Annotated in this window: 16 protein-coding genes; 3 read left to right on the plus strand and 13 right to left on the minus strand. The window is 69.3% G+C overall.

Annotated features, from left to right (window positions below):
* Positions 1 to 61: 61 nt before the first annotated feature.
* The 4 genes from ABZX85_RS09770 to ABZX85_RS09785 all read right to left on the minus strand — a co-directional run bounded on the left by ABZX85_RS09770 (position 62) and on the right by ABZX85_RS09785 (position 7,448).
* Positions 62 to 1,219, minus strand: a complete 1,158-nt coding sequence (locus ABZX85_RS09770; RefSeq protein ID WP_355864316.1) for an amidase domain-containing protein — start codon at positions 1,217 to 1,219, stop codon at positions 62 to 64.
* Between the two features lie 131 nt (positions 1,220 to 1,350).
* Positions 1,351 to 2,643, minus strand: coding sequence for a hypothetical protein (locus ABZX85_RS09775; RefSeq protein WP_355864318.1), 1,293 nt, complete (start codon positions 2,641 to 2,643; stop codon positions 1,351 to 1,353).
* A gap of 58 nt (positions 2,644 to 2,701) precedes the next feature.
* Entirely contained in the window at positions 2,702 to 4,813 is a 2,112-nt protein-coding gene (locus tag ABZX85_RS09780; RefSeq protein ID WP_355865424.1) for a transglycosylase domain-containing protein, read from the minus strand.
* Positions 4,814 to 5,153: 340 nt separating this feature from the next.
* Positions 5,154 to 7,448 carry a peptidoglycan recognition protein gene (locus ABZX85_RS09785; RefSeq protein ID WP_355864320.1) on the minus strand — a complete coding sequence of 765 codons (2,295 nt, stop codon included), beginning with the start codon at positions 7,446 to 7,448 and terminating at the stop codon, positions 5,154 to 5,156.
* A 120-nt stretch (positions 7,449 to 7,568) separates the two neighbouring features.
* Here ABZX85_RS09785 and ABZX85_RS09790 point away from each other — a divergent pair, with 120 nt between their 5' ends.
* Positions 7,569 to 7,775 (plus strand): zinc ribbon domain-containing protein, encoded by a 207-nt coding sequence (locus ABZX85_RS09790; protein ID WP_355864322.1) that lies wholly within the window; start codon positions 7,569 to 7,571, stop codon positions 7,773 to 7,775.
* A gap of 340 nt (positions 7,776 to 8,115) precedes the next feature.
* Here ABZX85_RS09790 and ABZX85_RS09795 read toward each other — a convergent pair whose 3' ends face one another.
* The 3 genes from ABZX85_RS09795 to ABZX85_RS09805 are packed head-to-tail and all read right to left on the minus strand — an operon-like array spanning position 8,116 to position 12,595.
* Positions 8,116 to 8,928, minus strand: coding sequence for an HAD family hydrolase (locus tag ABZX85_RS09795; protein ID WP_355864324.1), 813 nt, complete (start codon positions 8,926 to 8,928; stop codon positions 8,116 to 8,118).
* A complete protein-coding gene (locus ABZX85_RS09800; RefSeq protein ID WP_355864326.1) occupies positions 8,928 to 11,393 on the minus strand; it encodes a phosphoribosyltransferase in 2,466 nt (821 codons plus the stop codon). Before ABZX85_RS09800 ends, ABZX85_RS09795 begins: the two co-directional genes overlap by 1 nt.
* 38 nt (positions 11,394 to 11,431) lie before the next feature.
* Positions 11,432 to 12,595 (minus strand): HpcH/HpaI aldolase/citrate lyase family protein, encoded by a 1,164-nt coding sequence (locus ABZX85_RS09805; RefSeq protein WP_355864328.1) that lies wholly within the window; start codon positions 12,593 to 12,595, stop codon positions 11,432 to 11,434.
* A gap of 183 nt (positions 12,596 to 12,778) precedes the next feature.
* Between ABZX85_RS09805 and ABZX85_RS09810 the strand changes: the two genes are divergently transcribed.
* Positions 12,779 to 13,543, plus strand: coding sequence for a TerD family protein (locus ABZX85_RS09810; protein ID WP_355864330.1), 765 nt, complete (start codon positions 12,779 to 12,781; stop codon positions 13,541 to 13,543).
* A gap of 39 nt (positions 13,544 to 13,582) precedes the next feature.
* Here ABZX85_RS09810 and ABZX85_RS09815 read toward each other — a convergent pair whose 3' ends face one another.
* The 5 genes from ABZX85_RS09815 to ABZX85_RS09835 all read right to left on the minus strand — a co-directional run bounded on the left by ABZX85_RS09815 (position 13,583) and on the right by ABZX85_RS09835 (position 18,214).
* On the minus strand, positions 13,583 to 14,320 hold the full coding sequence (locus ABZX85_RS09815) for a Tellurium resistance (RefSeq protein WP_355865427.1): 738 nt from the start codon (positions 14,318 to 14,320) through the stop codon (positions 13,583 to 13,585).
* 138 nt (positions 14,321 to 14,458) lie between these two features.
* Positions 14,459 to 15,607, minus strand: coding sequence for a DUF475 domain-containing protein (locus ABZX85_RS09820; protein WP_355864331.1), 1,149 nt, complete (start codon positions 15,605 to 15,607; stop codon positions 14,459 to 14,461).
* Between the two features lie 48 nt (positions 15,608 to 15,655).
* On the minus strand, positions 15,656 to 16,231 hold the full coding sequence (locus ABZX85_RS09825) for a TerD family protein (RefSeq protein WP_355864333.1): 576 nt from the start codon (positions 16,229 to 16,231) through the stop codon (positions 15,656 to 15,658).
* Positions 16,232 to 16,323: 92 nt separating this feature from the next.
* A complete protein-coding gene (locus ABZX85_RS09830; RefSeq protein ID WP_355864335.1) occupies positions 16,324 to 16,899 on the minus strand; it encodes a calcium homeostasis/redox stress adaptation protein in 576 nt (191 codons plus the stop codon).
* Positions 16,900 to 17,011: 112 nt separating this feature from the next.
* Positions 17,012 to 18,214 (minus strand): transposase, encoded by a 1,203-nt coding sequence (locus ABZX85_RS09835; RefSeq protein WP_355864337.1) that lies wholly within the window; start codon positions 18,212 to 18,214, stop codon positions 17,012 to 17,014.
* A gap of 17 nt (positions 18,215 to 18,231) precedes the next feature.
* On the opposite strand from ABZX85_RS09835, the gene ABZX85_RS09840 reads away from it, so the two are divergent.
* Positions 18,232 to 18,420 carry an Arc family DNA-binding protein gene (locus ABZX85_RS09840; protein ID WP_355864339.1) on the plus strand — a complete coding sequence of 63 codons (189 nt, stop codon included), beginning with the start codon at positions 18,232 to 18,234 and terminating at the stop codon, positions 18,418 to 18,420.
* Positions 18,421 to 18,479: 59 nt separating this feature from the next.
* Here the strand turns inward: ABZX85_RS09840 and ABZX85_RS09845 are convergent, their stop codons facing one another.
* The gene (locus ABZX85_RS09845; protein WP_355864341.1) at positions 18,480 to 18,938 is read right to left on the minus strand and encodes a peroxiredoxin; all 459 of its coding nucleotides are present in this window, start codon (positions 18,936 to 18,938) and stop codon (positions 18,480 to 18,482) included.
* Positions 18,939 to 19,445 lie beyond the last annotated feature (507 nt).

The following is a 19,445-nucleotide window of genomic DNA, read 5'->3' on the forward strand; positions in this document are numbered from 1 at the left end:
CGCGCGAGGCCCGCCACCCTGGAGAGGGAGGCGGGCCCGTGGTACCCGAGACCTAGGGGGATCAGGTGCGGTACGCGTAGTAGTACGAGTTCGGGTACGACGAGAGGATGCTGGAGAGCGAACGCCGGTAGGTGTTCGACGAGTGGTACGTCAGGTACGGCATACCGCCGGAGACGTACGACACGATCATCGTGTGGTCCTTGGAGCCGTCCCGGTCGAAGTCGACCTGGAGGACGTCGCCGACCTGCATCTGGTAGACGTTCGCGAGCGGCGTGGAGCGCTTGGCGTTCTGGGTGAACCAGGACCACTCGTTGACGCCGACGAACGAGTACGACTGGATCTCGTTGTTGCCGAACCACTTCGTGTAGTCGTACACGTAGCCCGGGGCGTGCTTCCAGCCGCCGGCCTTCAGGGACTGGCTGACGAAGTTGGTGCAGTCACCGCCCGCGCCCTGCCCGTTGAAGTTCGGGTAGTCGGGGTTGTAGTTGCTCCAGTACTTCTCGGCGTAGGCCGCCATCGCCTTGTAGTCGTACGTCCCGCCGGTGAGGGTCTTCGGGACGGCGACCGGGTTGCGCGTGGTGGCGGCGCGCGGGGCGGCCGGGGTGTCGGTCGCGGCGGCGGCCGGCTTGACGGTGGCCACGGCGGGCTTCGCGACCTGGTTGACGGTGGGGCCGCCGTCGTCGGTCGAACGGACGCCGGAGAGCTGCCAGTTGCCGCTGCTGTCGGCGCTGAAGGTCAGCTCGTGGTGGGCCTGGAAGCCGGTGGTGGTCGGCTCCTTGCCGGTGACCTTCTCGTAGCTGAGGGTCGTGGTCTCGGTGACCTTCGCCTTGGCGGTGCGGCCCGTGACCTTGACGGTGTCGAGGCTGACGCTGGTGGCGCCCTTGCTGTACTTCTCGCCGGCCTTGGCCAGCGTGGTCTTGCGCTGGGTCAGGGTGCTGAGGGTGCTGCTCTCGGCGCTGTTCTGCTTGGAGGACATCTTGACGCGACCCGAGAAGCCCTTGGTCGTGGGCTTCTTGCGGTTGCCGTCCACGAGCGCGTCGGTGCGGTCGGTGAAGACCGCGTCGGCCAGCTTCTGGAAGGTCGCCCTGGTCTTGGCGTCCACCGTGGGGTTGCTCGGGGTCGCGGCGCCCGCCGACCAGTTCGGCAGCAGCGCGACGCCCGCGGCGACCGACGCGGCGGTCGCCGTGAGTATCGTGACGCGACGCCGCGAACGGCTCAATTTCCTTGACTTCACTGATAGTTCCCCTCTTGCCCGGCGGGGGAGGGATGCCGGGTAGCGGAATCCTTGCATGCCATGTGTGGCTGTTGTGAAGGGGGTTACCCACGGAGCGGCAAGCTGTTATAAGACCGTCACTGGACGACGGTTGACCAGTCCGGGCTCTGGGCAGGATCAAGGGTTCGGAGCCGGTCGAGGGTCTCGGGGTTCTGGACGTCCATCCAGTCCGCCAACTCCTTGAAGGACACGCACTTCACGTCCTTCTTGGTGCAGACGTTCTTGATGGTCTGGTCGACGGCCCGCATGTAGATGCCGCCGTTCCAGTCCTCGAAGTGGTTGCCGATGAACATCGGCGCGCGGCTGCCGTAGTAGACCCGGTTGAAGCCCGCCATGTAGGTGTCGAGGGTCTCCTGCTCCCACTGCGGGTACTTGGCGGGGTCGCCGTTCACCTGGCCGTTGGACTGGTTGTACAGGAAGTTGAAGTCCATCGACAGGCCCTGGTACTTGCCGCCCTCGTAGGGGAGCATCTGGAGCGGGAAGTCCCAGATGCCGTCCTTCTTGTCGGGCCACACCTGGAACTTGCCGGGTGAGCTGGCGTCGTAGCGCCAGCCGTAACTCTTCGCCGCCTTCAGCAGGTTGGGCTGGCCCTCCAGGCAGGGCGCGCGCCCGCCGGTGACCTCCTTGCGGAAGTCGAAGGGCAGCGGGTCCATCGACTTGAAGCCGGTGTTGGTCTTCCAGTTCTCCGCGAACTCGTAGAACTGGTCGATCTCGCTCTTCCACTCCGCGACGCTCCAGTCCTTGCCGCCCTTGGCCTCGCAGAAGTGGCCGTTGAAGTGGGTGCCGATCTCGTTCCCCTCCTCCCAGGCCCGGCCGAGCTGTTCGAGGGTGGTGCGGATGTGTTCGTCGGTCGCGTAGCTGATCGCCGCGCTGCCCCGGGGGTGCTGCGGGGGGTTGTAGAGGTTCTTCTTGTCCTTCGGCAGCAGGTAGATGCCGGTGAGGAAGAACGTCATGTGCGCGTTGTACTCCTGCGCCAGGCTCCGGTAGTGGGAGAAGAGCTGGTCGTCGCCCTGGAGGGCGCCGTCCCAGGAGAAGACGACGAACTGGGGCGGTTTCTCACCGGGCTTGAGCGGCTCCGGCTTCAACTGACCTTCCTGCGGGCCGGTGTAGGACGTCGAGCCGTCGCCGAGCACCTTCGTCTTGCCGTCCCAGGGCTCCTCGGTCTCCTTCACCGTCTGTCTGCCGGGCGGCCCCTCGGCGGCCGTCGGGGTGGTCCGGTCGGTGCGGGAGAGCACCATGTACCCCGCGACGAGCGAGGTGACGACGAGGAAAGCGGCCAGGGACAGGAACCCCGAACGCCGGGCGACGCCCGGGGACTTGGGCGGGCGCGGCTCGGGAGCCTTGCGGCGGCGGCCCGACGGTTGCTTCATGTGCGGCTGCTCATTCTGCTGGGGGACAGGGACTGGTCGGCGGGGTCCGGCCCGGTGGTCAGCCGAGCGGACTCGTGGCCCGCGACCAGATGCCGTACGGGACGCTGTCGCCGGTGGTGCCGGCGATGCCCTCCAACGGCAGTGGTTCGAGGCTCTTGGTGAGGTCGATGCGGTAGACGACGACGGCCGTCGAGACCTTCTCGGCGGTGCCGACGTACCAGGCGGCGGTGTCCTTGTCGGTCATCCCGGACTTCCCGGCGACCTTCGCGGAGGACGGCGCCGAGGGGTTGGCGGCGCGGTAGGCGTCGGTGAGGGCGTCCGTCACCTCGCCGGCCACCTCTTCGCTCATCGCCCGCTGGGCGGCGGGCCGGGCGAGCTCCACCTGGCCGCCGTTGCGGGTGAGTTTGCGCACCGAGTACGGCTCGGTGTGGGTGCCGCCCGCGGCGAACGTGGAGTAGCCGCTCGCCATGCGGATCGCGCTCGGCGTGGAGCTGCCCGTGGACAGGGCGGGCACCATCGCGCCGATGCTGGAGGAGAGCAGCCCGGAGTCCTCGGCGGTCTTGCGCACCTTGTCGAGGCCGGTGTCCATACCGAGCTGCATGAACGGCCCGTTGACGCCGAGCGCGAGGGCCCGGCGCAGGCTGATCGTGCCGTACGACCTGCCCTTGTCGTTCTTGACGGCGACCGGCTTGCCGCTGCGGTCCCAGTACGGGCCCTCCGGCGTCTTGATCAGCGCCCCGTCGTTCCCGTCGTACAGACTCTGGGGGCTGATCTGCTCGACGGGTCCCTCGCGGGTCTTGCGTACGCCGTGTTCGAGCCCGGCGGCGTAGACGAACGGCTGGAACGCCGAACCGGCGGGCACGGTCGTGGCGTTGGACTCGTTGTAGCCCTGCGTACGGTGGTCGGGGCCGCCGTAGACGGCGAGGATCTGTCCGTCGGCGCCCACCGAGGCGGCGCCGTAGTGGGCGGCCTTCGCGTTCTTCGGGTCGTCCTTCTGGGCCTTCTGGCGGGCCTTGGTGACCTCGTCGGTGAGCTGCGTCTCGCGGTTCTTGTCGAACGTCGTGTAGATCTGATAGCCGCCGAGGTCGAATTCCTTGTCGGAGATGTTCGCGGCCTTCTTGACGTAACTGGTCGCCAACTCGACGAGATAGTCGGTCTGTTGACCCGTGTCATAAAGGGGGTTGCGTTTGAGGGGCTCCGGGAACTTCGTGTACTTCGCGCGTTCCGTCTTGGACAGTTTGCCGATGTCGACCATCCGGTCGAGAATCCACTTCCAGCGTTCGACGGCGCGCGCGTGGTTGGCGGCGCTGAGCGTCGGGTCGTACAGGCCCGCGCCCTTGAGGAGCGCGGCGAGCATCGCGCCCTCGCTGGCGTTGAGTTCGCCGACGTCCTTGCCGTAGTACGCCTGGGCGGCGCGCTGGATGCCGTAGGTGCCGCGGCCGAACCAGCTGGTGTTCAGGTAGCCCTGGAGGATGTCGTCCTTGCTCATCTGGTTGTCCAGCTTGAGCGCGATCATCGCCTCGGTGAACTTGCGGCTGACCGTCTGGTCCTGGTTGAGGTAGACGTTCTTCACGTACTGCTGGGTGATGGTCGAGCCGCCCTGGGTGTCGCCCGAGCCGACCGTGCGCAGCAGGGCGCGGCTAATACCTTTGAGGGAGATGCCGGGGTCGCTGTAGAAGCTGGCGTTCTCGGCGGCGATGACCGCGTACCGGACGTCCTCGGGGACGTCCTTGAGGGGCATGTCCTGGCGCTGGACCCAGCCGGTGCGGGCCATCGGGGTGCCGCTGGCCCAGAAGAAGACGTTGTCCTGCTGTTTCGCGTAGGAGTTGAGGTCGGGGATGTCGGTGGCGGCGTAGGCGATGCCGAGGAAGACGACGGTGACGCCGGTGCCGGCGAGGGCGGCGCCGGCCCACTGCCGCCAGGAGGGTGCCCAGCGGCGCCAGCCGTCGCGGTCGGGGCGCGGGTAGGCGGGTCTGAGGCGGCGGGCGTACGGGGCGAGGGCGCCGGCGAGGCGGCGGGCCGGGGACGGCCGGAGCTCCTTCTTGCGGTCGAGCCTGCTGGTGCGGGCCCGTCTGCCGGAAGGCTTTCCGGCCTCGGGTATCTCCAGGTCCGCGACGCGCAGTTGCATGGTCTCGTCCGCCCGGAAGGAGGCGGGGACCTTCAGCTGCATGGTCTCGTCCGGCCGCGGGACCGAGTCCGGCTTCCGGCGCTCCTCCCCCTCCCCCCGCCTGGTCACGACAGCGTCTCCCTCCGCACTCGTGGATGCCGCGCGCGGGGACGCACAGAGCGTGAGGGAGGGCTTTCGTTCACCTGGTCACGGCTGCGAAACCCCCCACGTCCCCCCGACCACGCGGCCCACTCAAATTACCAGTGCTCTTCGCAAGTTCTCCACACAAGAAAGTGACAGAAATGAACGCAATCACTGCGTTCATCGGAAACCGGAGGGAGGAACTTCGTCACATCCTGAGGCCAAGGGGATACCTCCGGGGTAGTCCGGAGGTACCGATGGACTACTTCAGGCTGACGATCCCGTCCGTCGTGACCGCCGGGCGGCCGGTGGTGCCTCGCACCACAATCTTGAGCGTGTGTTGGGCACTTGCCGCCCAGCTCTTGGTCCAGACGACGTTCCGATAGGCGGTTGTGGAGGATTTGAGGTCGATTGTGGTGACCTTCTTGCCGTCGAGGTAGATGTCCGCCTGACCGGAGGTCGCCGCCCTCGACACCACCCAGCCGACCGAGCGGCCGGTGAACGTCCAGGTGAGGGAGGCGTTCTTCGCGCCGCTGGTGAGGGACTTGCCGCCCAGGTAGTTCGTCGACGACTTCGCGGTCCACGCCCCGGACCTGACGGCCGCCGTCTCCTGCGCGATCACCGGAGTCCCCGACACCGAGGCAGCCGCGGAGTTGCCGACGGTGTCGTACGCCCGCAGCGTGAACGCCGTCGCGGCACCGGACTTGGCGGTGTGCGCGGCGCCGGTGACCGTCGGGCCGTACGTCCGCGCGAGCGGCGCGGTCAGCCGGACCTCCTTCAGCGCGGTCGCGTCGGACGCCTTCCACCCCAGCGTCACCGGCACGGCAGCCGTGTTCACCGTCCCCGTCCGCAGCACGAGGTTCGGCCTGACGGGGAAGGCCGGGGCCGTCGCGTCCACGACGACGGCGCGTCCGGCGCTGGTCGCCGCCCGCCCCGACTGGTGCACCGCCCGCACCTGCACCTGGTGGCTCCCGGGAGTGAGCGTCACCCTGGCGGAGGTGGTGGTACCGGGGAGGGAGACGACGGCCTTGCCGTCCACCAGGACCTCGTACGACGTGATGAGCGCGACCGGGGTGTCGGCGGACCAGGCCACCGTGGCCGGGCCGTTCGTGTACGGGGTACTCCCCACGAGGGCCGTCCCCGTCAGGGACTTGAGGGTGAGGCCGGTGACGGGGCCCGCGGCGAGGGTGCGGACGGTGGACAGCGCCGCGTACAGGGCGTCGCCGGGGCACTGGGTGTTGAAGGAGTCGCGGTGGCCCTGGATCGCCGGGCCCGTCAGGGTCTCCCCCGGCGCCCAGGTGCGGCCCGCGTGGTTCCGGCCGGACAGGGCGGTCGTCAGGGTGACCGTCGCGTCCGGGGCCACGCCGTACTGGCCGAGCTTCCAGGCCGCGACCCTCGCGACCGAGGTGAGGACCGGGAGCGGGGGCGCGGAGTCCGTGTAGGTGCCGAGGACGGCGATGCCGGTGGTCTGCGAGTTGAAGCCGTACGCGTGCGAGCCGACGACCGGGAGGTCGATGCCGCCCTTGCGGCCCTCGTAGACCGTTCCGCACTTGTCGACGACGAAGTTGTAGCCGAGGTCGCGCCAGCCCAGCGTCGTCACGTCGTACGTGTAGATCGCGTTGATGATCGCGGGGGCCTCCTCGCAGGTGTAATCGCTGGAGCTGGCCGTGTGGTGGACCACGACCGCCTTGATCCCTCCCTGGAGGTACGTGCTCGCCTCGGGGCTGAGGGATTCGTCCGCGCGCCAGGCCGAGCGGGGGAGGATCGTCGGCTGGGGGACGGTGGAGGCGGGGGCGGTGGGGATCGTGGGGGAGGGCGAGGGGGTGGGGGACGTCGGGGTGGTGGGCTCCGGGGTGGTCTCCGAGGGGGAGGGTTCCGGGGTGGTGGGGGTCTCGCTCGGGAGGTCTACGGGGGATTCCGTAGGGGACGCGGAGGGCTCGGGGTCGGTGGGGGTGTCCGTCGGGGGGTCTACGGGGGTTGCCGTAGGGGATTCCGTGCGGGACTCGTCGGGGGTGGGGTCCGGGGTGGGGTCGGTCAGGAAGGCGGCCGGTTCGAGGTCGTCGGCCGCGTGGGCCTTCGGCGTGGACCTGCCCTCGGTTCCGATCATGTCCAGGCGGAGGCCGTCGGGGAGTTCGGTGGTGCGCTTGCCGGCGATCCGGACTTCGACGCCGTCCGATGCGCCGACCCAGGCGGGTTCGGTGCCGCCGCGTTTCGCCGCGGTCTCTCCGGCGCCGGTGCCGGCGTCGAGAACCAGCCAGTTCGACCAGGTGCGGGTGGTGGCTTCGCGGGTGCGGACCTCCACCGTCGCGGTGACCTCCGCGGTCGGGTTCGACCAGGTGACGCCGAGCATCGTGAAGGGGGTGACGGTGCGGCGGGCGAGGGTCGCGGAGGTGCCGTCCGTGCTGCGGGTGAGGGGGGCCGACTGTACGGAGTTCCTTACGGGGCCCGCCTTGTCGTCGCCGGCGCCGGCCGGTCCCTCCGTCATGCCCTGCACGATCAACGTTCCGCACACGGCCGTGGCCAGTGCCGCGGTCGTGCCCCACCAACGCGCTCTCATATGGACCTGCCGGCCTTTCACACTCGTGTTCCCCCAGTGAACAAAGTGTGATTCTGCCAAAGATCAGCGGCATGATCACGCCAACCTTCGTGATCATGACCGAGCCGTTAGCCTTGCGGCATGCCTCGTTACGAATACCGGTGCCGGACTTGCGGCGATACGTTCGAGTTGTCCCGGCCGATGGCGGAGTCCGCCGCTCCCGCGGAGTGCCCTGCGGGCCACGGCGACACGGTGAAGTTGTTGTCGGCGGTGGCGGTGGGGGGTACGTCGGCTGCGCCCAAGGGGCAGGGTGGTGGGGGGTGTTGTGGTGGAGGGTGTTGTGGGTGAGGGGTAGGGGGGTGCGGGAGGGTGGGCGTGTGCGGGCGCGTCGTGGCCGTTCGCGCCCACGCGGCGGAGCCGCATATGGATACAGCCCCGCGCCCCTGACAGACGTGGTCCTGCGAGTGGTTCAGTGCGGGCCGTCGTGGGTTTTCGCGCAGTTCCCCGCGCCCCCAACAGACGTGGTTCTGTCAGTGGTTCAGTGCGGACCCTCGTGGGTTTGGCGGCGTAGCCGTTTCTCTCATGCCACAGCGCGCGCCGCGCTCTCAGGACGGCGCGCGCCATGTCTTTGAGGGGCGCGGGGAACTGCGCGAACGGCCACGATCCGCCCGCAGCCGCCACACCACCCTCAGCCCCTCGAACGAGCCGCCTTCAAGAACTCGCGCAGGATTCGTTCGCCCGCCAGAACTCCCCGTTCCGGCAGGGCCGTCACGTCGGGGGCTGTCCAACCCGTGTCGGCGAGTTCGCCGTGGCCGGGGCGCCAGGCTCGGTCGACGGCGGTCAGGAGGTCCGCGTCGAGGAGGGAGTCACCCGCGCCCAGACTGAGGGGCGCGCCGGTGCGGCGGAGGACCTCGTGGACGGCGGCGCTCTTCGTGAGGGGCTTGGGAACCACGTAGATCTTGCGGCCCTGGAGGGACACGCCCCAGCCCAACTCCTCGGCCCACGCGGAGAGTTCCTTGACCCACTCCTCGGGAAGGAGCTCGCGTTCGACGACGAGGTAGGAGAACAGGTCCTCGGCGACACGCTGCTTACGGAGCCAGACGGGATCGGCGGTCTCCGCGAGGTGCGCCTGGATCTCCTCATGAGGCGCGCACTCCGCAGCCAGCCTCGACGTGACCTCCGCCTGCCAGTCCCCGTCACTGACCCCGTCGACCAGGATGTGCCCCCCGTTCGCACAGATCGCGAACTTCGGTGTGGAACCGGGCAGGTTGATGCGCAGGTACTGCTTGCGCGTCCGGGTCGTCGTCGGAACGAAGACAGCCGCGTCACCGAGATCGGACAGCAACTGCGCAGCCGTCTCCGTCATGAAGGACAGCGGACGCGCCTCGTGCACCTCGACGCACAGCAGCCGGGGCGCCCGCGCGTCCGGCATCGTCAGGGCGAGCGCGGACGGCGAGTAGATGAGCGTACGGTCGAGGTCGCTAGCGACAAGCACCGACATCAGCCGGCCACCGCCTTCCCGTCGGCACCAGTGGCACCGCGTGTGTAGTGAGGATGGATCAACCCGACGCAGGTGTAGGGGAGTTCGGCGACTTCCTCGACCGGCACCCCACGCTGCTCCGCCAGCAGCCGGACATGCCCCAGATCCGCCCCGGCCCCCGCGCGAGCGAGAATCTTCCACGGCACCCGCCGCAGCAGCACCCGGGTCGTCTCCCCCACCCCGGGCTTCACGAGGTTGACGTCATGGATGCCGTACTCCTCGCTGATCCGCTCGACGGCCGCCCACCCCTCCCACGTCGGCGTCCGGTCGCTCGCGAGGAGTTCCTTGACGGCCGCGTCGACGGCCTCCCCCACCTCGGCGAACCGCGCGGAGACGGCGTCCAGGAACGCGACGGAGACATCGACCCCGGCCAGCTCCCGGTAGAACTTGCCGCCGTGGAAGTCGTCGGGCCCGACCAGGTCCGCCCGCAGCACGGTCCGCGAAATCAGCCCGGACACCGTCGAGTTGAGACAGGCCGACGGGATGAGGAAGTCCTCGCGCGTGCCGTACGTCCGCACGCAGGAACCGGGGTCGGCGAGGACCGCGATCTCGGGGTCGAACCCGGCCGGCCCCCCCGCCGCCTCGAACTCCTCGATGGCCGCGGCGAGTTCACGGGTGATCGCGCCCTTGCCGGTCCAGCCGTCGACGAACACGACGTCGGCCGGGTCGTGGTGCGCGGCCAGCCAGCGCAGCGCGTTCGCGTCGATGCCCCGGCCCCGCACGATCGACACGGCGTAGTGCGGGAGTTCGAGGCCGTGCCGGTACTGGGCCCAGCGGCGCATCAGGACGCCGACGGGGGTGCCGGCGCGGGCCAGCGAGACCAGCACCGGGTGCGGCGAGCGCTCGGCGAGGACCGTTTCCGTGACGACGCCGACCGCCTGCGCGAGCCGCTCCGCGGACTCGGTCAGCGCGGTGTGGAACAGCGCCTGGTACTGCTCGCTCGGCTGGTACTCGATCGGCAGGGACTCGGCGTAGTGCGCGCCGCCGCTCTGCACGGCCTCCTCGCGTTCCTCCGTCGGCGCCTCAAGCGTGACGTCCGAGAGGTCCTGGAGCAGCCAGCCGACCTCCTCCGGGGCGTACGAGGAGAAGGCGGGGCCTCTGAGGGGGTCTTGCAGCATACGGGGCCCTCCGGGCAGGTATGACGGGATCACCGCGAGGATCACGTGCGGGGTGTGCTGGGCGAGCTGGGCCAACAGGCCCTCGGGGGCGTGGAGTTCGGGGGTGTCGGCGGTGGAGTCGACGATCACGATGACCGCGTCGAAGCCGGCGCCGGCGATGTTGTAGACGTACCTGTCGCCGGCGCCGTCCGCCGGGTTGTCGTGTGCGGGGAAGGTGAGGCGGGTGCGGATGGCGTAGCCCGGGTCGTCCACGGCGAGGACCGGGGAGCGGGTCGTCGTGGAGTAGCGGACCTCGGCGTCGGCTATGTGCTCCAGTTCGTGGGCGAGGCGGAGGGGGGCGTACATCAGCTCTTCGAAGCCGAGTACGTGGACGCGGGTGGCGTCCGCCGGGAGTGCCTCTGCGAGGCGGGCCGCCATCTCCGGGAGGGCCGCGTCCAGTTGTATTCGGTGGTGGGCTGTGAAGCCGTGACGGCCGCCGTCGGGAAGGTCCGCGGGCCAGTGCAAGTCGACTCGGCTGATAGTCGGCTGCGGGCCGGTGGGGGCTGGTCGCGCAGTTCCCCGCGCCCCTGGGGAGTTGGCCCCGACGCCGATCAATTCGTGCCGCCCCACCAGCTCCTGCCCTCTCTCCAGCACCCCCTCCGGCAGCTTCACCGTCCCCGACGCCGTCGCCACGAGATCCACGCGAGCACCGATCTCCTCCGCGAACGCCGAAAGCCTCCCCGCATCCGCCTCCGACCGCATGTCCACCAGCGTCACCACCACATACCGCCCCCGCGGATACCGCTCATGCAGATCCCGGATCGTGTTCATGATGGTGTTGCCCGTCGAGAACTCGTCGTCGACCAGCACCAACGGCCCGTCCCCGCCGAGGAGTTCCCCGTCCTCCGGCAGCAACAGATGCGAGGTGGCGTGGGAGTGGGCCTCCTCGAAGCCGCCGGCCCGTTCGACCCCCTCCACCGGCCGCCGGGTCGAGTGCAGGTACGTCACGTCGCCGACGCCGTCCGCGACCGAGTGACCCAGCCCCGTCGCCGTCTCGGCGTACCCCAGCACCACCGCCGAGTCGGCCTCGGCGCCCAGGAGTTCGCGCACCCGGCGGCCGAGGGCGAAGCCGTGGCCGTAGACGACCGAGGGGAGCTGCGGCACGTGCTTGCCCAGGACGTTGGAGACGAGCAGATGCGCCCGCTTGGGGTTACGACGCAGCGCGAGCCCCAGCATCTCCGGCAGGACCGCGTCCCCGGCCAGCTCGACCCCGAGCCGCTCGGCCACCCAACCGCCGGACCAGACCGCGTCGTTCACTTCGCTCCTCATGACGTCACCGAAACACAACACCGACACACGGCTCGGGTTCAGCCGGGGATACCGGCCGCGAGCAGGTCCACGAAGCCGACGTCCTCGTGGGCCACGCCGAACACCTCGGCGCGCAGCATCGTCCGCTCGGCCCAGGCGCGGTGCGGCTTCACCTCGTTCATCTTGTTCGTGTACTGCGAGCGCAGCACTCCCCCGCCGCCGCGCTCGGGGCGCAGGATGTCCGCGGCGTCGCTGTACTCCTCGTGGCTGACGACGGAGAGCGCGTGCACCGCGGGGACGTGCGAGGGGTGGATGCAGGTCTTGCCGAGGAGGCCGTTGGCGTGGTCGAGGGAGATCTCGCGCAGCAGGCCGTCCATCGCGTGCTCGATGAGGCGTTCGCGCAGTTCGACGGCCTCGACCTCAAGGAAGGGGCTGGTGCGCAGCTGCGGTTTGAACATCCGCTGCGGGACCCGGAAGTACTCCCAGACCGGGCCGGTGACGGTGAACCCCGTGCCGTCCGCGCGGCCGAGCATGTTGACGACGTCGGCGATCACGGACGCGACGATCTGGACGTCGTACGCGGTCATGTCGGGGGCGCGGCGCAGGCCGTAGGAGGAGCAGAAGTCGGTGACGCCGAGGCGCAGGGCGAGGACGCGGTCGCGGTACTTGTCGACGGCGCGGGCGATGCCCTCCAGCGCCTCGACGCGGGTCTCGCGGTACATCAGCTCCGGCGTCTCCAGCACGGGCATCCCGAACAGCCGCCGCCCGCTCGCCAGTTCGGCGGCGCTGAGGGCTTCGAGGAAGGCCGTGCCGCGTTCCTCGGTGAACTTGGGGAAGACGAAGCCGCTGAGCAGCCGTACGGAGTCGCCGAGGCGGCGGACGAGGTCGGGGATCTGCTCGGCCGTACGGACCCGGATGAACAGGAGGGGCAGTTCCTCGGGGCGGCCGGCGAGGTCGGCGAACTGGCGGACGAGGTTCTCCTCGCCGGCGAGGACGTCGTCGTCACCGATGGAGTCCTCCAGGCACAGCACCATGGAGACGACGCCCTGGCCGGCCTGTTTGATCACGTCGTCGGCGAGGCGGAGGCGGGTGGCCGGACTGTAGAGCGTGGCGCCGAGGGCCGCGGAGAGCAGCTTGGCCGGGGAGTCCGTGCCGAACGCGCACGGCTCCTGGTGGAAGAGGCGTCGCCTCTCCTCCGGGGCGATGTGCCCAAAATGACGCATGTCTCTCCCCGTGACGAACGGTGAACCTGGTAGATCCTGTGAAACAGGTGACCGGTAATAGTACGTACCGATCGGTTCAAAAGTTCCCGCCGGGAATGAATTTCTGGTAACGCCGACCGGCACCTCCCGATGGACTCCACGCCTCGGTTGTCCTGCTCAGCGGCGAGAGGGCAGGATGACCGCATGACGCACGCGATGCTGAAGGGGTCGAACGTCCCGCTCGAAGCCGGCACGGTCCGCGCCGTACTGCGCTGGACCCCCGGTCAGGGCGTGCCGGACGTCGACGCCTCCGCGCTTCTGCTGGGACCCGACGGACGCGTGCGCTCCGACGAGGACTTCGTCTTCTACAACCAGCCCCGCCACCCGTCCGGGAAGGTCTGGCGGCTCGGCAAGAAGCGGGTCGCCGACGCCCTCACCGACACCATCCAGACCGATCTGACCGGTGTCGAGTCCGTCGTCGGCCAGATCCTGCTCGTCGCCTCCGCGGACGGGGTCCCCTTCGACCACGTCCAGTCCCTCCAGATCCTGCTGTACGACGCGAACCTCACCGACGCCGAGCCGATCGCCGTCTTCGACGTCCGCCCCGAGACCGGCGAGGAGACCGCCCTGATCTGCGGCGAGCTGTACCGCAGGGGCGACGGCTGGAAGTTCCGCGCGATCGGCGAGGGCTATTCGAACGGGCTGAAGGGCCTCGCCGTCAACTACGGCATCTCGGTGGACGAGTCGGAGGCCCAGGACCAGGACGCCCCGCCCCGAGAGGAGCCCCCCGCGAGCCCCCAGACCTTCTCCCAGCCGCTCCCGCCGGAGCAGCCGACGACGCCCCCGCAGCAGCCGGCGTACGGCTACCCGGCCTCCCTGCCGACGTACGGACAGGGGGCCCAGCCGGCGTACGGCTACCCGCAGGAGTTCACGATGCCGCCGCAGGGACCGCAGTTCATCGGCCGCTGAGCCGGGCGGTCCCCGAAGGCGGCGGTCCCTGGAAGCGGGCTACTTCTCGGTCTTCGTCTTGTGTCCGCGCCCCCACTGGAGCCCCCAGCCGTACAGCCGGTCCAGCTCCGCCTGGAAGCCGTACACGAACCGCACCTCGCGGCGGACCATCAGCTCCCCCTTGACGTTCTCGATCATCACGACCGCGCAGGACCGCGCCTGCGGATGCCGCTCGTCGAGACCGACCTCTATCCGGGGGCCGTTGCTCGGGTAGAGCGTGACCATCGCGTGCGTACGGTCGAACGCCGGGGTCTGGTCGTAGATGTAGACGAACACCAGCAGCCGCCTGATGTGCTCGCGGTGGTCGAGGTTGACGTACATCGTCTCGCCGGACGCCGACCCGAACCGGTCGTCCCCGCTGAGCTTCACGTACGGCGGGTCGTTGACGTCGCCGAGGAACCCGCCGAGCGGCTGTACGACGCCCCGGGAGCCGTCGGCGAGTTCGTAGAGGCAGCCGAGGTCGAGGTCGACGTTGACCATGCTCTGGCTGTGCCCGACGACCTCCGGGGGCTTGAGGGCCTTGAAGGGGTGGCGCAGGAGGCTCTCGCGCTGCATGCCGCCGAAGTCTGACGTCCGCATCCGCCAGGTCAGGTTGACACGGAGGTTGCCGGTCGCGGCCCCCTGTTTCGTCAGGGAGACCTGCGGGTGCCGTTTGCTCAGCTCGATCGCGTTGCTCGCGGCGCTGCCCGAGTCGAAGTCGGCCGAGCGGCTGCCCAGCAGCCCGTCGAAGAAGCCCATCTCCCGCCCCATGTCCCTCTCGTAGAACCCCGCGTCGCGAAATGCCCGGCGGGGCGGCCGTGTCGAACAGCCGCCCCGCCAAGTAGCCTTCCTCATCCGGAAGGTGATCACACTCCGGTCCCGGATGCCGGACCCGGCTCAGACTCCGGAGGGGACCTCCGCCTTCGCGTCGTCAGACCCCTCTTTTCCCTCCGCAGCCGCCAGCGCGCGGTTGCGGCGGACCGAGGACCAGAAGGACCAGGCGATCAGCAGGACGCCGATCGAACCGGTGATGACCTCGTGGATCTCGTACTGGATGGTGATCAGCAGGAGCGCGGCGAGGGCGCCGATGGCGTAGTGGGCGCCGTGCTCCAGGTAGACGTAGTCGTCGAGGGTGCCCTGGCGGACCAGGTAGACGGTCAGCGACCGGACGTACATGGCGCCGACACCGAGGCCGACGGCCATCAGGACGATGTCGTTGGTGATGGCGAAGGCGCCGATCACGCCGTCGAAGGAGAACGACGCGTCGAGGACTTCGAGGTAGAGGAACATGAAGAACGCGGCGCGGCCGGCGAGCAGGATGACCGGCTTCTGCTTGCCCGAGCGCTTGGCCTCTTCCTCCTCCTCGTGCTCCCTCTCCTCCTCTTCTTCGAGCTTGCCCTCGAAGTAGCCGGAGAGGCCGCCGACCACGAGGTAGGTGATCAGGCCGAGGATGCCGGAGAGCAGGACCGTCTCGGTCTTGTCGACGTGTCCGCCGCCGTGGATGTGCGCGTTGGGGGCGACCGTGAACGCGGCGGTCAGCAGGACGCCGAGGGCGATGCAGACCGACAGCATGTCGACCTTGCCGAGCTTGGCGAGCGGGCGCTCGATCCAGCCGAGCCACTTGATGTCCCGGTCCTCGAAGATGAAGTCGAGGAAGATCATCAGCAGGAACATGCCACCGAAGGCGGCGATCGACGCGTGCGCGTCGGTGACCAGTTCCTGGTAGCGGGTCTTGTCGTTGAGAGCGAGGTCGACGGCTTCGATGGGGCCGAGTTTGGCGCTGACCGCGACGATCACCACCGGGAAGACCAGGCGCATGCCGAACACCGCGATGAGCACGCCGACCGTGAGGAAGATGCGCTGCCAGAAGGCGTTCATCTTCTTCAGGATGCCCGCGTTGACCACGGCGTTGTCGAACGACAGGGAGATCTCGAGGATGGACAGGATCGCCACGACGCCGAGGCCGGTCCATCCGTCGTAGAGGACCCCGACGACCAGGCCGAGCGCGGTGACCGCGAACGACCAGCCAAAGGTTTTCAGAAGCACTGGCTACCCAATCCGTAGGTACGGGTCTCCCCCGCGCCGTACTCGGCTTTACGAAACGTTGACTCCGAAGTCTAGAGCGATGCCCCGCAAACCCGACGCGTACCCCTGTCCTACTGCACGGAACTTCCACTCCCCCTGGTAGCGGTAGAGCTCGCCGAAGATCATCGCGGTCTCCGTCGAGGCGTCCTCCGAGAGGTCGTAGCGGGCGAGCTCCTGGCCGTCGGCCTGGTTGACGACCCTGATGAACGCGTTGGCGACCTGGCCGAAGGTCTGGCCGCGTTCGTCGGCCATGTGGATCGAGACCGGGAAGACGATCTTGTCGACGTTGGCCGGGACCTTCGTGAGGTCGACGATCAGGGACTCGTCGTCGCCGTCGCCCTCGCCCGTGAGGTTGTCGCCGGTGTGCTCGACCGAGCCGTCCGGGCTCTTCAGCTGGTTGTAGAAGACGAACCATTCGTCGCCCAGGACCCGGCCGTTGTTGCACAGCAAGGCGCTGGCGTCGAGGTCGAAGGGGGCTCCGGTGGTGGAGCGCGCGTCCCAGCCGAGGCCGACCAACACCTGTGTGAGGTTCGGCGCGGCCTTGGACAGGGAGACGTTTCCTCCCTTGGCGAGCGTGACGCCCATGTTGCTGTCCTCCCCTGGTGGTGCTTCTCCGGTTGTCCTGCGCTCCCGGCGCCGCCCCTAAACGGATGCGGCGCCGGGAGGGGGAACGGGTGTCAGACGTTGACCCCGAAGTCCTGGGCGATGCCGCGCAGGCCCGAGGCGTAGCCCTGGCCGATGGCGCGGAACTTCCACTCCGCGCCGTGCCGGTAGAGCTCGCCGAAGACCATCGCGGTCTCCGTCGAGGCGTCCTCGGAGAGGTCGTAGCGGGCGATCTCGGCCTCGCCGGCCTGGTTCACGACGCGGATGAACGCGTTGCGGACCTGGCCGAAGGACTGCTGGCGGTTCTCGGCGTCGTAGATCGAGACCGGGAAGACGATCTTGTCGACCTCGGCCGGGACGCCGGCGAGGTTGACCTTGATCTGCTCGTCGTCGCCCTCGCCCTCACCGGTGATGTTGTCGCCGGTGTGCTCGACCGAGCCGTCCGGGCTCTTGAGGTTGTTGAAGAAGACGAAGTTCGCGTCGCTGGCGACCTTGCCGGACGAGTCCACCAGCAGGGCGCTGGCGTCCAGGTCGAAGTCGGTGCCGGTCGTGGTGCGGACGTCCCAGCCCAGACCGACGATGACCGCGGTCAGGCCCGGGGCCTCCTTGGTCAGCGAAACATTGCCGCCCTTGCTGAGGCTGACTCCCACGAGTCCTCCATTGGGTTCCTGGGGCGGGGAGCCCCGTCGTGCTTCGGATATGTCGGATCAACGATCCGATCCTATTGAAACCTCCCGCTCTCAGGGACGCGGGATTCCTGGTTCACGTTGCCTGCGGACCGGGCGGGCCGTCAGGTCTTGCACGATCGGCACCAGCCGGGTCGAGACCGGCCCGGACCAGCATCACACGGGCGGAGTTCTTGTCCCTGGGGGACACGGTCCCGCACGCGGCGCAGGTATGGGTTCTCTCGGAAAGCGGCAGCGCGTGCTTGGTTCTCGCTCCGCACCGGGCGCAGTCCATGGTCGTGTACGCGGGGTCGACCAGGTGCACGATGCGGCCGTGCTTCCGGGCCATCTCCAGCAGAGCCCGCTTGGTCGCGCCGATCGTCGCGTCGGCCGCCCTCGCGGCCATTGCCGATCCGGCGAGGAACTTCGGGCGGAAGTCCTCCACCGCCAGGACATCGTGGTCCCGTACGACGCGCTTGGCCCATTTCCGCCCGATGTCCTGCCGTTGCCGAGCGGCCTTCTTGCACGCCTTCGCACGCAGCCTCTTCGCTTCGCGGTAGCCCCGGGAGGCCGCCCGGCCCTTCCTCGGCCTGCGACGGGCCATCATGCGGTCGTAGCGGGTCAGTCGTTCTTTCGCCGCGCGGCCGAACCCGGGGTGAGGGAGATCGTGATCGTCACTCGTGGTGGTGGCGATCACGCCGACTCCCCAGTCGACACCGACGACCCGACCGGTCCGCGGAATCTCCTCGATCACCGCCGGAACGACGAACGAGGCGTACCACGCGCCGACGCTGTCCTGGTAGACACGCACGCTGGTGGGCGGCCCGGGCAGCTCACGCGACCACACCACCGTCACCACGACACCGCCCGCCAGACGCAGGCGGCCGTCCCGCAACCGGAAACCGCGCCGCGTGTAGTTCAGCGTCGGCAGCGCCTCGCGCTTCTTCTTGAACCGGGGCATTCCGGCCCGCCGCCGCTGAGGAAGCCCGGACTTGATGTCCTTGAGCGCCTTCGCGCGGGACTTCCCGAAGTCCCGGACGATCTGCTGCTGCGGCACCGACGAGCCCGCCGCCAGCCACGGTGTGCGATCGCGGGCCTCGGTCAGCATCCTGTCCAGCCTCGCGGGGCCACAGGCGTCGTTCTCGGCGTGCGCCTTCTTAGACCGGGCCACGGACTCGTTCCAGACCCATCGGCAGCGGTCCCACTCCGCCGTGAGGGCGATGCGGGAGGACGCCGACACGCGCAGGCGGTAGGTGTACCGGGCGTGGCCTGTGTCCTCCACCGTCATCGGTGTCGCCATGGGGTCAAAATAGCACCATGGCACACGAGGTTCGCATGACTCTGCGTCTTCCCGAAGATCTGCGCGACCGGTTGCGCGCGCATGCCAAGTCCGAGCGGCGGTCGCTCAATTCCGAGCTGGTCTACATGCTTGAGGTCGGTCTCCGCGCCGCCGGGGTGGACGCCTCGCCGCCCGGCGGAGACACGGCTGGCTCGGCTCCGGCCTGAAGATCCGCTCGACCGTCGGCCACGGGGGCGGGTTCCCGAAAGCCCCCGCCCCCGAGAGATCACAGGGTGTCGAGCGCCTTGACGTACTCGCCGAGGTCGCGGGCGTCCGGGAGGGCGTTGACGACCGTCCAGCGGACGATGCCCTCCTTGTCGATGACGAAGGTGCCGCGTACGGCGCAGCCCTTGTCCTCGGCGAAGACGCCGTAGGCCCGGGAGACCTCGCCGTGCGGCCAGAAGTCGCTGAGGAGGGGGTACTCCAGGCCCTCCTGCTCGCCGAAGACGCGCAGGGTGTGGATGGAGTCGTTCGACACGGCCAGCAGCTGGGTGTCGCGGTCCTCGAACTTCGGCAGGTTGTCCCGCAGCTCGCACAGTTCGCCGGTGCACACGCCGGTGAACGCGAAGGGGTAGAAGAGCAGCACGACGTTCTTGCGTCCCCGGAATTCGGAGAGCGTCACGGTCGCGCCGTGGTTGTCCTTGAGCTCGAAGTCGGGTGCCTTGTCGCCGACCTGGATCGCCATCGGGATCTTTCCCTTCGGTGGGCTGTTCGGGGGATCACAGCGTACGGGGACGGGGTGGGGGGGGGCCGGCGCGAACGCCGGTGGACCGAGGGCCGGGGGCCAGGCCGGAGAGCCGCGAGACGAGGGTGGGGGCGAGGGCAGGGCGGGGGCGGGGAGGGACGGCTGGGCAGAGCCATGGGGGGCCGAGCCGACGGATCTCCCCGAGACCTCCACCGGACCACGGGGCACCGTATCGAGCCGAGCCGAGCCGCGTCGAAGCCCGGCGGAGCGGGCCTGCTGTGCCGGGCCGTGGGCCTGGAGGGGGCTTGCCGGCGCTCGTGGGGTGCTGGGCCGGAGTGGCGGCCCGGCGGGACTCTGCGGCCTGTATCGCCCGAGCCACGCGGTGAACGCCAGGGGCACCGGGGTACGGCGCGCGGGCGGGCGGCGATATCAAGCGGGGCAAGGGCTGGCACCGGGACGCCACGACGCTGGACCGGGCACGGACGTGAGGGTGCCGGCTGGGGAGCG

Source organism: Streptomyces sp. NPDC004539 (assembly GCF_040610055.1).
Classification (GTDB): Bacteria; Actinomycetota; Actinomycetes; order Streptomycetales; family Streptomycetaceae; genus Streptomyces.